Source organism: Stutzerimonas stutzeri, assembly GCF_024448695.1.
Lineage (GTDB): Bacteria > Pseudomonadota > Gammaproteobacteria > Pseudomonadales > Pseudomonadaceae > Stutzerimonas > Stutzerimonas stutzeri_T.
Genome location: NZ_JAMOHY010000014.1, coordinates 64038 through 76925, shown reverse-complemented (window position 1 = coordinate 76925; position 12888 = coordinate 64038). Strand labels below are relative to the sequence as shown.

Sequence of the window (12888 nt, the reverse complement as noted above, 5' to 3'; positions counted from 1 at the left end):
GTGCCTGTTGTTTAGTCTGTGCCTCGGTATGTGCCACGCGTGACGGCGTCACAACATCCGCGCGAAGCGTCATTTCCGCACTGGCACTGCCAGCCAATAAACATGCCGGTTGCAAACAGATTGTGACTGGGCATCTGCCGTTGAGGCGACTCATGCGGCGCGCTGGATAGAGCGGCTTTCAGCAAGCGCACCTGACGCTATCTCGTCTCAACGCAAACGCTGTCCCGATATCGCCGGATGATAAAGCGGCTGGACAGTGTTTCCGGCGGGGTCAAGCACATGAAAGCTGTGCGCACCATCGCTGTGAGCGAAGGGGCGGTCCAGCAGGGTCACACCTTGGGCTTTCAGGTATTCGTACCAGGCGTGCAGTTCATCCAGGCTATCGACGATGAAGCCGTAATGATCCATCGCCTGAACGCCGCTGCTTTTTTCCGAGGCACGGCCCAGGGAGAGGTTGTCATTGCCGCACGTCAGGTAGACGAGGTCCTTGCTGGCGCGGTTGAGCACTTCCATGCCCAGCACATCGACGTAGAAACGTTCGCATTCTTCGAGGTTCGGCACGGTGAGCGCCAGATGACGCAGGCCGTTGAGGCGGCCGGGACGCTGTGGCATCTTGTTATTCCTTGTATACAATCGAGCACTTACCTTAAAACAAAACGGAGTGCTCATGTACTGTCTGATCCTGAAAACCCAACTCGCGCCGGGTACGTTCGATCCGTTCATGGAGGCCATGCGTGTCAATGCTGCCGCCTCGGTGCAGGACGAGCCGGACTGCTTGGTATTCGACGTGATCCAGGATCTGATTGATCCCGACCTTGTGTATCTCTATGAGCTGTACCGCGACGAGGCGGCTTTCGCGCATCACAAGACCACCGGGCACTATCTGCAGAGCCGCCCGCAGCTGAGTAAGTTCATCGTCAAGCAGGAGGCCATGAAGGGCCGCATGGTGTGCGGTAACAACAAGCGCTGACAGCGTGCGAAAGGCGGCGCTCTCAGCGAGCAGCATTGCCCGTCGCGCTGCGCGTGGCCAGCAACAGCCCGCTAAAGATCAGACCGCCACCAACCCAGTGGAATACCTGCAGCACCTCGCCCAGCACCAGCCAGCCGATGATCGCGGTGAAGACGGGCATCAGGTAGGTGGTCATGGCGGCCTTCGGCGCGCCAATGACGCGCACGCCGTGGTTCCAGGCCAGGTAGGCCACCAGCGAGGCGAAGACGGCGGTATAGGCGACGGCGGCAAGATTGCCGGGGGTGGGCGCGAAACCGCCGATCTGGCTGAACTCGTACAGGTAGAACGGCAGGATCAGTGGTAAGCCGATCAGCATCAGCACCCCCAGCAATGTCAGTGCCGGCACCAGCAGAAAAGTCGCCCAGCGCCGCAACAGCAAGGTGTAGAGCGTCCAGGCCAGCACCGCCGTGAGCATCAGCAGGTCGCCCTTCTGGAACGACAGACTGACGAAGGCCTCCCAGCTGCCTCGACTGATCAGATAGAGCAGGCCCGCGGCGGCAATCGCCATGCCGAACCAGGCGCGGCGGGCCGGCCATTCACCCAGCAGCAGGCCGGCGCCGAGAAAGGCGAACAGCGGCAGGCAGGTGTTGAGCAGCGTGAGGTTGATGGCTTCAGTGCTTTGCGCAGCGGAATACAGCAGCGTGTTGTAGCTGGCGATGCCGAGTGCCGCGACGATGGGCAGACGCCAGCCGGCGGCGCGCAGGGTCTGGCGATGAGTCCAGATCGAGCGCACCACGAAGGGCAGCAAGAGACATGTCGCCAGTGACCAGCGCCAGAATGACAGGCTCAGCGGCGGGATATCTTCATGAAAGGCGCGCGCCACCAGGGCATTGCCACTCCAGCACAGCACGGCAAGCAGCAGGCCGGCAAAGGCCCATGCGCGACTCTCGCTCATCAGACCGGGCGACGCGGACGGAGGCGGTATTGCGGGGGCAATTGTTCCGGGCCGCTGATGGTGACGTTAAGATCCTTCCAGATGCCGTCCTTGATGCCGTAGATGCAACCATGGACCGACAGCGGCTGGCCACGATGCCAGGCGTTCTGGACGATGCTGGTATGGCTGACGTTGGCCACCTGCTGGATGACATTGAGCTCGCACATGCGATCAACCTGGGCTTCCTCGGTGGGAAAGCTGGCGATGTGGTCGCGGTGCTCGTAGTAAAGGTCGCGAATGGTGCGCAGCCAGCCGTCGATCAGGCCCAGCTGGTCGTCGCGCATGGAGGCGCGCACGCCGCCGCAACCATAGTGGCCAGTGACCAGGATGTGCTTGACCTTGAGTACATCGACGGCGTACTGGATGACCGAGAGGCAGTTGAGATCGGTATGCAGCACGACGTTGGCGACGTTACGATGGACAAACAGGTCGCCCGGCAGCAGGCCGACGATCTCGTTGGCCGGCACCCGCGCATCGGAGCAGCCGATCCAGAGGTATTCCGGCACCTGCTGCTTGGCCAGTTTGCTGAAAAAGGTCGGATCCTCTTCGTTGATGGCTTCAGCCCAGCGCGCGTTGTTCTCAAATAGTTGTTGAAGGTTGTCGCTCATTGACTGCCCTGCCCTTTCATTCCGACACGCACGTTACGAACCGGTCGGCGTTTTGACAAGCGTACAGTGCGCAGCGTCACACCCTGGACTGTTCCCGTTTCGCTGCACACCGTGACGAAACGGGAACGCCCTCCAATCAGACGCTGAACAACGGACTCGGCAGAACCTGTGTACTGGGCCTTGAGGAAAAGGCGCGCAGATCACGCAGAAAGGTGTCGCGCCAGGCATCCAGATCTGCCGCGCGGATGGTGCGCATCATGTGCTCGTAGCGGTCCTTGCGCTCTGTAAGCGGCATACGCAGGGCACGGTCCAGGGCTTCGGCCATGCCGATGCAGTCATAAGGGTTGACGATCAGCGCCGAGGTCAGCTCGCGGGCAGCACCGGCAAAGCGCGACAGCACCAGCACGCCGGGGTCTTCGGGGTCCTGCGAGGCCACATATTCCTTGGCGACCAGGTTCATCCCGTCACGCAGCGGCGTGACGAAACCGATATCCGCATCACGAAAAAGCCCCATCAGCACGCGACGGTCATGGCTCTTGTTGAGGTAATGCAGGGGTGTCCAGTCGAGGTCCGACAACCGACCGTTGATATGCCCCGCTTCGCTTTCCAGCTGCTGGCGGATGTGCTGGTAGGTTTTGACGTCGGAGCGGGAGGTGGGCGCGATCTGGATGAATTCGACCCCCCGACGATGCTCGGGGAATCGGTCAAACAAGGCCTCATAGGCCTTGAAGCGCTCCACCAGGCCCTTGGAATAATCCAGCCGATCCACGCTGATGATCTTCTTGCGGGCGATATCCGTGATGCGCCGCATGGGCCGCCGACGGCCCTTGGAGGACTCGGCCAGGTCCTGGATTTCAGCCGGCACCACACCGATGGGATAGACCCCCGCACGGAAATTCTGCCCATAGGCGGTCAGGCTGCCATCCGCTTCGAGGATGCCGCGCACTTCCCGGGTCATGTAGTCCTGGAAGGCCAAGCGGTCGGTTTCGGTCTGGAAACCGATGAGATCGTAGAAGCACAGCGTCTTCAGCAGCTCATTATGCGGCGGAATGACCGTGAGGATTTCCGGCGGCGGAAAGGGGATGTGCAGGAAGAAGCCGATGCGGTTGCGAATGCCCAGGCGGCGGCATTCTTCGGCAAAGGGAATCAGGTGGTAGTCGTGAATCCAGATGATGTCGTCGGGTTTGAGCAGGGGCTTGAGCTTTGCCGCGAGCACGGCGTTGACCCGCCGATAGCCATCGTATTCCTGGCGACTGTAGCGAGCCAGATCGATGCGGTAATGGAAGATCGGCCAGAGCGTGGCGTTGGAGAAGCCGCGGTAATACTGGTCGTAATCCTGCCGGGTCAGGCCCAGTGTGACGTAGGTGATATCTCCGATGGTTTCGGTATGGGTCTGCGGTGTGCTGCTGATTTCTCCGCTCCAGCCAAACCAGATACCGCCCGTCTGGCGCAGCGCATCGTACACACCTACCGCAAGCCCGCCGGCAGCGGCCTTGCCCGCCTTGATCGGCGCCACCCGGTTGGAAACCACTATCAGTCGGCTCATGGGGCGCTCTCGCTTCGGTCTGTTTTATTGTTGTGTTCCGGCAGAACATCCAGCCTGTCGAGCAGCGTGCCAAGCCAGGCACCTACGGCATCCACCGAATCCAGTCGCTGCGTGGCCAGCGTCTCGCCGCCGCCCACTTTGATGCTGAGTCCGCCCAGCTGGTTGACGGCCTCGAAGCCGGTTTCATCGGTGCGGTCATCGCCAATGAATATCGGCATGCGCCCGATAAAAGGCGTCTCCTGCATGAATGCGCGGATCACCTCGCCCTTGCTGGCACCGCGTGGTTTGAGCTCGAACACGCACTTGCCCGGCTGCAAGGCCAGTACGTCGGCGTAGCGTTTGGCAAAGTCCTCGGCCAGTGTGCGAGCCGTTTCTTCCAGCTCGGGCGCCTGGCGAAAGTGCAGGGCAAAGGCCACTCCCTTGTTTTCCAGCCTAAGACCGGGATACCCGGCACAGGCGCGAACCAGCGCCTCTTCGATGCCATGAAACAGCGCAGTGTCCAGGGCCATGCCCTGCAACTGCCCATCTGCCGTGCGCCGCTCAGCGCCGTGTATGCCCGCCGCCGGCAGCCGCAGGGGCGCAAACAGTGCGTCGAGCTGACTCAGCGGGCGTCCGGAAATGACCGCGACTGGAATGCCGCCGACATGCAGCTGTTCCAGCGCCGCACGCGCGCGGGGTGGAATGAATACGAGTTCGGGACGGGGCTGTATGTGCGCCAGCGTTCCGTCCACATCGAAGAAAAAGGCACAGCGCCGGACGTCTGTTTCGGGCCGATCATTTTGTTTGTCCATGCTCCCTAGACTCCCGATGACCCCAGGTGGTTCGCTGATCTGTAGCACAAACCGAACCGGCCAGCGGCGAGGTGGAATCTTCGCCCGCGCGCCCAGTCACAACCTGCAAGACCGGCCATTCACGCAGGAGGTTGCCATGAACGATCGCAAGCCCTACACGCCCACGGAAATCGACGATACCGAAGACCGCATGGGTTCCATGGAGCAGCTGGATTTCGACCAGCGCCGGGACGAACGCAAGGGCCGCATCGGCGACGAGGTGCCAGCCGAGCAGGTGGAAGACGAGTTCCCGCCGGAGCGCGCTGCCGAAGCCGGGATGACCGCCGGCGAAGTGCCCGACAGCGACGCCACCATGGACGACCTGACACCGGAAACGCTGATTGCCGAGGACGGCGCCCGCTCACCTCGCGAACACGGCCACGGCGGACCCGCTGACCAAGACCTGAGCGTGGTATCCGAACATGAGATCGGTGCCGACGTGGGACTGGACGAAGCCGAACAGGCGCGACGCGCCCCACTTGACGGCAAACCCTGGGACGGCCCCGCCGATGGCGACCCCGATACCGGTCTCAGCGGCGGCAGTGCCGTATTGCAGGATGACAACGATCTGCTGGAAGAGGAACTGCTGGAAGAAGACCCGGACATCCTCTCCGACGAGGAACTGGAAGGCGACGCCCCGCTGGACTCAGGACGGGACAAGCCAGCCGGATCATGAAAAACCTGTAGGCCGTAGCCTGGATTAGCCGAAGGCGTAATCCGGACCGAATCAATCCAGCAAGGTGCAGGCCATCACCAGCGCGTCTTCGCGCCCTTCCGCTGCCGGGTAATAGTCCCGGCGCCGGCCTACTTCGTTGAACCCGTAGCGCTCGTAGAGACGGTAGGCCGACCCATTGCTGGCGCGCACCTCGAGGAAGCACTCGCGCCCGCCGCGCTCGCCGGCCCGCGCCATGAGGTGTTCCAGCAGGCGCAAACCCAGCCCGCGCCCCTGGCTCTGCGGCTTGACGGTGATATTGAGCAGGTGCGCCTCATCGAGGATCACGTTGATCACGCCGTGGCCGACCTGCTGATCACCCTCGAACATGACCCAGCATTCGTAGGCTGACAGGGCGTCGGTGAAAATGCCGCGCGTCCAGGGATGGCTGAAGGCGGCGTATTCGATCTTCACTACGGCATCGATATCCGCCGCGGTCATCGGGCGGAAACTGACGGCATCACTCATGAACCAATCTTCCAGCGTGGCATGCTGCGGCGCAGGGCCTTCCACAGCTCGGCCTTGCTGGCCGGCTGCTCCATCAGGTGTTCCAGACCGGGGATGGCCAGGGCGTGGCCGAGGCCTTCGATAGCCACTTCGCCATAGCAGGCCTCTTCGTCCACTTCTCCGGCATGACGCAGCGCCGGCAGACCGATCAGCCAGATGCAGTCACAACCCATGTTTTCAAGCTCTGCAACCATCACGCCCTGGACGTAATCGCGCGCAGCGTCCGCACCCTGATCAAGGCTGCCCTTGTGCAGCAGCGGCCAGCGAATCGGCTCGCCATCACCCACCTGCTGCGGTTTGTCCGGCAGACGAGCGGCGCGCAGCAGATCCTTGAGCAGGATGTAGGCCGGATCGCGGCTCTGGAAGGATTCGCCGGTCGGCAGCTCAACCACCAGCAACACGCTGCCGGCACGCAGCAACTGCAGGGCGAAACGTGGCGGCGGCGTAATGGGCCTGGCCTGCGCCGGAATGTCCTCAGCAGCAATGACCGGCTCGGGCTTTTTCGGCTCCGGCATGGCGATACGCGGGCGTGGCACTTCGGGACGCACGACAGGAGCTTCTGCCGGGGCTGTGACCGGCGCTGGCTGCACAAGGCGCTCAGCAGGTACAGCAGGTTCGCGCAGCTCTTCCGCCTCGGCTTGCGGCAACAGCAGCTCCAGTCGTGATGGCGCGGCGAAGGGCAACTCTGTGCGCGGCAGCCAGCTGGCCACCTGCATCGCGTCGAGGTAGGCGCGACGCCGGGCTTCGCTGATCAAACGCCTTCCACCTGCGGATGCGCCTTGGCACCGACCTGCATCAGGTTCAGCGCGTTGAGATAGGCCTTGGCCGAGGCGACGACGATATCGGTGTCAGCACCATTGCCATTGACGATGCGCCCGCCCTTCTCCAGCCGCACGGTGACTTCACCCTGGGAATCGGTGCCCTGGGTGATGGCGTTGACCGAGTACAGCTGCAAGGTGGCGCCGGACGCAGCGATGCTCTCGATGGCCTTGAAGGTGGCATCGACCGGACCGGAACCCTGGGCTTCGGCGCTGCGCTCGGCACCGTCGACACTAAGCACCAGCTTGGCTTGCGGGACCGTGCCGGTCTTGCTAGCGACTTCCAGGCTGGCCAGCTTGAAATGCTCGGGTGCTTCATCGGCCAGGGTGTCGGAGACCAGGGCTTGTAGGTCTTCGTCGAAAATCTCGTGCTTCTTGTCCGCCAGTTCCTTGAAGCGGGCGAAGGCGGCATTCAGCTCGTCGCCGTCGAGCACGATGCCCAGCTCGTCCAGGCGTGAACGGAATGCAGCACGCCCGGAGTGTTTGCCCATGACCATCTTGTTGGCATTCCAGCCGACCGACTGGGCGGACATGATTTCGTAGGTTTCGCGGTGCTTGAGCACGCCGTCCTGGTGGATGCCCGACTCATGGGCGAAGGCGTTGGCACCGACGATGGCCTTGTTCGGCTGCACTGGGAAGCCGGTGATGCCCGACACGAGGCGCGAGGCCGCCAGGATGTGCTCGGTCTCGATGCGCGTGTGCACGTCGAGCAGGTCCTGGCGGGTCTTGATCGCCATGACGATCTCTTCCAGCGCGGCGTTACCGGCGCGCTCGCCGAGGCCGTTGATGGTGCATTCCACCTGCCGCGCGCCGGCGACCACGGCAGCCAGCGAGTTGGCCACGGCCAGGCCCAGGTCGTTGTGACAGTGCACGGAAAACACTGCCTTGTCGGCGTTGGGGATGCGTTCGAGCAGCTGGCGGATGGTTTCAGCGTACTGGTGCGGGATGGCGTAGCCGACGGTGTCCGGGATGTTGATGGTGCGCGCGCCAGCGTCGATAGCAGCCTCGATGATGCGGCAGAGAAAATCGATCTCCGAGCGCCCGGCGTCTTCGCAGGAGAATTCCACATCAGCACACAGGCTGCGCGCCTTCTTCACCGCACGCACGGCCTGCTCGACCACCTGATCCGGCTGCATGCGCAGCTTGTACTGCATGTGGATCGGGCTGGTAGCGATAAAGGTGTGGATGCGCCCGGAGTTGGCGCCGGCCAGCGCTTCGGCAGCACGTTCGATGTCGGCATCGATGGCGCGCGCCAGGCTGCACACGGTGCTGTCCTTGATGTTGTCAGCGACCAGCTTCACCCCGGCGAAATCACCCGGGCTGGCGATGGCGAAGCCCGCCTCGATCACGTCCACCTTCAGCCGCTCCAGCGCCCGGGCGATGCGCAGCTTTTCCTCACCGGTCATGGACGCGCCGGGGCTCTGCTCGCCGTCGCGCAGGGTGGTGTCGAAGATGATGACGCGGTCGTTGCTGCTCATAGGAAATCCTCACGGCTGCCGGACGCCTCTCATGGGGCGCTGTAGTCCACAGATTGTCGCGTGAAATGAACAAAGCGGGAAGGCGAAGCTGCGTTTGGTGTGGGTTGTTGCCGCGTAGGGTGGAAAACGCCGAAGGCTTTTCCACCGACGGGGAACGCTGGTGGAAAACGCTTCGCGGTTTTCCACCCTACAAACGCCCACTTTGGCCTGTAGGGTGGATGTCGCTTTTTACATCCACCGCCACATCACCGACAAAGCAAAAGGCCCCGCTGCCAGAGCAGCGGGGCCTTTCGTTCTTGCGTGCAACGTGTCGCTGGCTTACTGATCCCAGGCCCGGTCGCCGCGCTCATCCTTGATCCGCGTGGGCAGGCCCATCACATCAAGCAGCTTGAGGAACGGCTGGGCCGGTAGCTCTTCGACGTTGACCATGCGCTGCGCATCCCACTCGCCACGCGCCACCAGCAGCGCAGCGGCAACCGGCGGTACGCCGGCGGTGTAGGAGATGCCCTGGCTGTCGGTCTCGGCATAGGCTTCTTCGTGGTCGGCGACGTTGTAGATGAACAGCTCGCGCGGCTGGCCATCCTTCGTGCCCTTGATCAGATCGCCAATGCAGGTCTTGCCGGTGTAGCCCGGCGCCAGCGAGGCGGGATCAGGCAGCACGGCCTTGACCACCTTGAGCGGTACCACTTCCAGGCCTTCGGCGGTGCGCACCGGCTGCTCGGAGAGCAGGCCGAGGTTCTTCAGCACCGTAAAGACGTTGATGTAGTGCTCGCCGAAGCTCATCCAGAAGCGGATGTTCGGTACATCGAGGTGCTTGGAGAGCGAGTGCACCTCGTCGTGGCCGGTCAGGTAGAGACTCTGTTCGCCCACGACCGGCAGGTCGTCGGTGCGTTTGACCTCGAACATGCGATTGGTCGTCCACTGGCTGTTCTGCCAGCTGTAAACCTGACCGGTGAATTCGCGGAAATTGATTTCCGGGTCGAAATTGGTGGCGAAATACTTGCCGTGGGAACCGGCGTTGACGTCGAGAATGTCGATTGACTCGATCTTGTCGAAGTATTCCTGCTGCGCCAGGGCAGCGTAGGCGTTGACCACGCCCGGATCGAAACCGACGCCGAGAATGGCAGTGACGCCCTTCTCCTGGCACTCGGCCAGGTGCTTCCACTCGTAGTTGCCATACCACGGCGGTGTTTCACAGATCTTGCCCGGCTCTTCGTGGATCGCGGTATCCAGATACGCGGCACCGGTGTCCATGCAGGCGCGCAGCACCGACATGTTGAGAAAGGCGGAGCCAACGTTGATGACGATCTGCGATTCGGTCTCGCGGATCAGCGCCTTGGTCGCTTCCACGTCCAGGGCGTCCAGGGCGTAGGCCCTGATTTCGGCGGGCTGTTTGAGGCTGCCCTTGGCCTGTACGCTATCAATGATGGCCTGGCATTTGGAGATGCTGCGCGACGCGATAGCAATACGACCGAGTTCGTCGTTGTGCTGCGCGCACTTATGGGCCACCACCTTGGCGACACCTCCTGCACCAATGATAAGAACGTTCTTCTTCAATTTTTTTAACTCTCCTTACCCTGCCACCTACGAGAGGCTGGACAGGTAATCCTCAAAGTTGAATTCCCGAACCACCTCGACGCTGCCGTCGAGTTGCTTCACCACGATGGACGGCATTTTCAGGCCGTTGAACCAGTTTTTCTTGACCATGGTGTAACCCGCTGCGTCGATGAACGACAGACGATCGCCGATGGCCAGCGGACGATCGAATTGATACTCGCCGAAGATGTCGCCGGCCAGACAGGATTTGCCGCACACCATGTAGCTGTGCTCACCGTCCAAGGGCGCCATCTTGGCGTTCAGGCGATAAATCAGCAGATCGAGCATGTGTGCCTCGATGGAGCTGTCCACCACTGCGAGATTCTTGCCGTTGTACAGGGTGTCGAGCACCGTCACTTCCAGCGACGCACTCATGGTAATCGCCGCTTCGCCGGGCTCCAGGTAGACCTGCACACCAAATTTTTCCGAGAAGGCTTTCAGGCGTGCGCAGAAGGCATCGAGCGGATAGCCCTCGCCCGTGAAGTGGATACCGCCGCCGAGGCTGACCCACTCGACCTTTTCCAGCAGGTGGCCGAAGCGCTCCTCGATGGTGGTCAGCATCTGGTCGAACAGCTCGAAGCTGGAGTTCTCACAGTTGTTGTGGAACATGAAGCCACTGATCTTGCCGATCACCGCCTCGATCTTCGCCGGATCATGCTCGCCCAGACGACTGAACGGACGCGCCGGATCGGCCAGCAGATAGTCCGAGCTGCTCACCTGCGGATTGACGCGCAAGCCGCGAATGGTGCCTTCGGTGGCCGCCTCGAAACGCTGCAGCTGACCGATGGAGTTGAAGATGATCTTGTCGCAGTTGGCGACCATCTCGTCGATCTCGTCGTCGGCCCAGGCCACGCTGTAGGCGTGGGTCTCGCCGGCGAACTTCTGCCGACCCAGCTTGAGCTCATAGAGCGACGACGAGGTGGTGCCGTCCATGTACTGCTGCATCAGATCGAACACTGACCAGGTGGCGAAGCACTTCAGCGCCAGCAGCGCCTTGGCTCCGGAGTGTTCGCGCACGTAGGCGATCTTCTCCAGGTTGCCCAAGAGCTTCTGTTTGTCGATGAGGTAATACGGCGTCTTGATCATTTAGAAGTGCCCATACGAGGTCGCCTGGCAGGAAGCTGGCGGCTCCCCGTTTGCAAAAGGGCGGATTCTGCCGACAATCGCGGCATATCGAAAGGCCATCGACGCATTTCTTCTGACAGAATGCGTCGCCGCGCGTCTGTAGGGTCAAATTCATTCGGCCACCGATTCCGCCAAGGCCGAACACGTTCGGCCCTAAGAGCCCGCGCAGGACAGCTAACCCGGCCCTGATGACAAACCGGTGACTGCGCCCACATTTGCCACAACTGCGAACGGCAACCGATCGTCTGATCGCCTATACACGCGCGTCAATGCAGTACAATTCGCGCTTTTTTCACTGGCTGGAACCGGCGCCTCGATGATCGAACCCAAGCGCGTACTGCGTGCCCTTGCCGAACACTGGACCCTGCTCGAACCACTGTGCGAGCGCTTCGATGCCGGCACCCTGAGTCTGGTTGAGCTGCGTCATCAGCTCGCCGCGCAATTGCCCGAAGGCACGCCCACCGATATCACCGCCCTGCTCGACCAGTGGATTCGCCTGGACATCCTGGTGCCGGTGGCCAAGAGCCCCAACCGCTTCGAGCTGAACGCGCAGATCCACGACTTCCTCGCCTACCTGCGGCGCGAGCACCGCCTCGGCCTGTGCCTGGAGATCGAAGCCTACCTGCGCCATCTGGAGCGCCTGGCCGGGCATATCCTTGATGCCTTCGAGATTCGCGACGGCAACGACCTGGCCCGCCAGCTGCGCCTGCTCGACATGCGCGTACGCGACGTGCTGAAGAAACTCGACAACGACGAGCAGGCACTGGTCGCCGTGGCCGACCGGGCCAAGACCAGCGACCGCCAGATCCCGCTGCGCCAGCGTTATGCCGAGGTGCTGGCGACCTGGGACGAGTACGTCGAGCCGATGATCCAGCTGGTCTCCGCCGACGGCGCCTTCGAGCAGGGCGTGCACCGCGTCGAGCAGGTACTGATGAAGTTGCTCGGCGAGCAGCAGCGCCTCGGCCAGCTGGTGGACGACGATCTGCTCGTGCGCACCCATGCTCGCATCCTCGAAATGCAGACCACCGCCCAATTGACCCTGCGCAAGGCCCGCGAACTGTTGCTGCCACTGCGCGAGGAAGCGCGCCGGCACAACGCCGTGACCCGCGGTGCGGCGCTGGCGTTGTCGGCGATCCGCAAGAAAGGCCTGGACGCCGTACCGCAAGCATCGCTGCCGTTGTTCACTCGTCCGCAGACCACCTTTCTCGGCACCGCCAGCCAGGTCGAGGCCTACGTCTACGCGCTGGCCCGCTTCGAGCCGAAGCCGGCGCAGTTCCCTAAGGCCAGCGCCAAGCGCAAGGGCGAACTGCCACGCGCACCGCGCACCGCACGCGAGATGATCGAGCGCTGCCAGCAGGCACTGCCGTTGCCGGACCTGATGGCCTGGCTGCTGGAGCAGGAACCCGAGGGCGCCACCGACGAGCTGCTCTACTGGTTCTCGCGCCTGTCCCGCGACGCCCGCTTCCAGCGCGACCGTCTGGAGCGCCGCGAGTACCTGACCCGCGAACACCGCGTCAGCCTCAGTTCCTTTGCGCTGGTGGGCAATGCCAATGGCTAACCCATTCAACCGGCTACTGGCCTTGCTCGGTGGAAAATGCTTCGCAGTTTTCCACGGGGCGGCCTACCACCCTACGGCCACCCCCACCTTGGCGGCCAAACCTGACGTAGGGTGGACAACGCGAAGCTTGTCCACCTTTAAACGCACCGAACCACAAGGTGGAAACA

The 12888-nt window shown here is 62.5% G+C and carries 13 protein-coding genes; 3 read left to right on the top strand and 10 right to left on the bottom strand.

The features are described from left to right. Window positions 1-207 precede the first annotated feature (207 nt). Window positions 208-612: a VOC family protein gene (locus tag NAV32_RS11965; protein ID WP_256053027.1), complete on the bottom strand. Its 405-nt coding sequence runs from the start codon at window positions 610-612 to the stop codon at window positions 208-210. A gap of 55 nt (window positions 613-667) precedes the next feature. On the opposite strand from NAV32_RS11965, the gene NAV32_RS11960 reads away from it, so the two are divergent. Next, window positions 668-970 (top strand): putative quinol monooxygenase, encoded by a 303-nt coding sequence (locus NAV32_RS11960; protein WP_256053026.1) that lies wholly within the window; start codon window positions 668-670, stop codon window positions 968-970. A 22-nt stretch (window positions 971-992) separates the two neighbouring features. Here the strand turns inward: NAV32_RS11960 and NAV32_RS11955 are convergent, their stop codons facing one another. The 4 genes from NAV32_RS11955 to otsB form a co-directional block, all read right to left on the bottom strand. Further along, window positions 993-1904, bottom strand: coding sequence for a DMT family transporter (locus tag NAV32_RS11955; RefSeq protein WP_256053025.1), 912 nt, complete (start codon window positions 1902-1904; stop codon window positions 993-995). Beyond that, a complete protein-coding gene (gene can / locus NAV32_RS11950; RefSeq protein WP_256053024.1) occupies window positions 1904-2551 on the bottom strand; it encodes a carbonate dehydratase in 648 nt (215 codons plus the stop codon). Before can ends, NAV32_RS11955 begins: the two co-directional genes overlap by 1 nt. A gap of 136 nt (window positions 2552-2687) precedes the next feature. After that, window positions 2688-4097 carry an alpha,alpha-trehalose-phosphate synthase (UDP-forming) gene (otsA, locus tag NAV32_RS11945; protein ID WP_256053023.1) on the bottom strand — a complete coding sequence of 470 codons (1410 nt, stop codon included), beginning with the start codon at window positions 4095-4097 and terminating at the stop codon, window positions 2688-2690. Then, window positions 4094-4888, bottom strand: coding sequence for a trehalose-phosphatase (gene otsB, locus NAV32_RS11940; protein ID WP_256053022.1), 795 nt, complete (start codon window positions 4886-4888; stop codon window positions 4094-4096). The genes otsA and otsB overlap by 4 nt, the downstream gene beginning before the upstream one ends. 136 nt (window positions 4889-5024) lie before the next feature. Between otsB and NAV32_RS11935 the strand changes: the two genes are divergently transcribed. Beyond that, window positions 5025-5603 (top strand): hypothetical protein, encoded by a 579-nt coding sequence (locus NAV32_RS11935; protein WP_256053021.1) that lies wholly within the window; start codon window positions 5025-5027, stop codon window positions 5601-5603. A gap of 51 nt (window positions 5604-5654) precedes the next feature. On the opposite strand, the gene rimI is transcribed toward NAV32_RS11935, so the two are convergent. The 5 genes from rimI to NAV32_RS11910 all read right to left on the bottom strand — a co-directional run bounded on the left by rimI (window position 5655) and on the right by NAV32_RS11910 (window position 11124). Beyond that, entirely contained in the window at window positions 5655-6107 is a 453-nt protein-coding gene (gene rimI / locus NAV32_RS11930) for a ribosomal protein S18-alanine N-acetyltransferase (RefSeq protein WP_256053020.1), read from the bottom strand. Continuing rightward, window positions 6104-6901, bottom strand: coding sequence for an energy transducer TonB (locus NAV32_RS11925; protein ID WP_256053019.1), 798 nt, complete (start codon window positions 6899-6901; stop codon window positions 6104-6106). The genes rimI and NAV32_RS11925 overlap by 4 nt, the downstream gene beginning before the upstream one ends. Next, on the bottom strand, window positions 6898-8442 hold the full coding sequence (locus NAV32_RS11920; RefSeq protein WP_256053018.1) for a 2-isopropylmalate synthase: 1545 nt from the start codon (window positions 8440-8442) through the stop codon (window positions 6898-6900). Before NAV32_RS11920 ends, NAV32_RS11925 begins: the two co-directional genes overlap by 4 nt. A 318-nt stretch (window positions 8443-8760) precedes the next feature. Then, a complete protein-coding gene (locus tag NAV32_RS11915; protein WP_256053017.1) occupies window positions 8761-9999 on the bottom strand; it encodes a saccharopine dehydrogenase family protein in 1239 nt (412 codons plus the stop codon). 27 nt (window positions 10000-10026) lie between these two features. Continuing rightward, window positions 10027-11124 (bottom strand): carboxynorspermidine decarboxylase, encoded by a 1098-nt coding sequence (locus NAV32_RS11910; protein WP_256053016.1) that lies wholly within the window; start codon window positions 11122-11124, stop codon window positions 10027-10029. A gap of 355 nt (window positions 11125-11479) precedes the next feature. On the opposite strand from NAV32_RS11910, the gene mksB reads away from it, so the two are divergent. Then, complete coding sequence (gene mksB / locus NAV32_RS11905) at window positions 11480-12721, top strand: Mks condensin complex protein MksB (RefSeq protein WP_256053015.1); 1242 nt, start codon at window positions 11480-11482, stop codon at window positions 12719-12721. The last annotated feature ends 167 nt before the right edge of the window (window positions 12722-12888 follow it).

Coding starts and splice junctions, on each gene's coding strand:
- otsB (WP_256053022.1), bottom strand. CDS start 4,888: ATGGACAAACAAAATGATCGGCCCGAAACAGACGTCCGGCGCTGTGCC.
- NAV32_RS11910 (WP_256053016.1), bottom strand. CDS start 11,124: ATGATCAAGACGCCGTATTACCTCATCGACAAACAGAAGCTCTTGGGC.
- NAV32_RS11960 (WP_256053026.1), top strand. CDS start 668: ATGTACTGTCTGATCCTGAAAACCCAACTCGCGCCGGGTACGTTCGAT.
- NAV32_RS11920 (WP_256053018.1), bottom strand. CDS start 8,442: ATGAGCAGCAACGACCGCGTCATCATCTTCGACACCACCCTGCGCGAC.
- rimI (WP_256053020.1), bottom strand. CDS start 6,107: ATGAGTGATGCCGTCAGTTTCCGCCCGATGACCGCGGCGGATATCGAT.
- mksB (WP_256053015.1), top strand. CDS start 11,480: ATGATCGAACCCAAGCGCGTACTGCGTGCCCTTGCCGAACACTGGACC.
- NAV32_RS11955 (WP_256053025.1), bottom strand. CDS start 1,904: ATGAGCGAGAGTCGCGCATGGGCCTTTGCCGGCCTGCTGCTTGCCGTG.
- can (WP_256053024.1), bottom strand. CDS start 2,551: ATGAGCGACAACCTTCAACAACTATTTGAGAACAACGCGCGCTGGGCT.
- otsA (WP_256053023.1), bottom strand. CDS start 4,097: ATGAGCCGACTGATAGTGGTTTCCAACCGGGTGGCGCCGATCAAGGCG.
- NAV32_RS11965 (WP_256053027.1), bottom strand. CDS start 612: ATGCCACAGCGTCCCGGCCGCCTCAACGGCCTGCGTCATCTGGCGCTC.
- NAV32_RS11935 (WP_256053021.1), top strand. CDS start 5,025: ATGAACGATCGCAAGCCCTACACGCCCACGGAAATCGACGATACCGAA.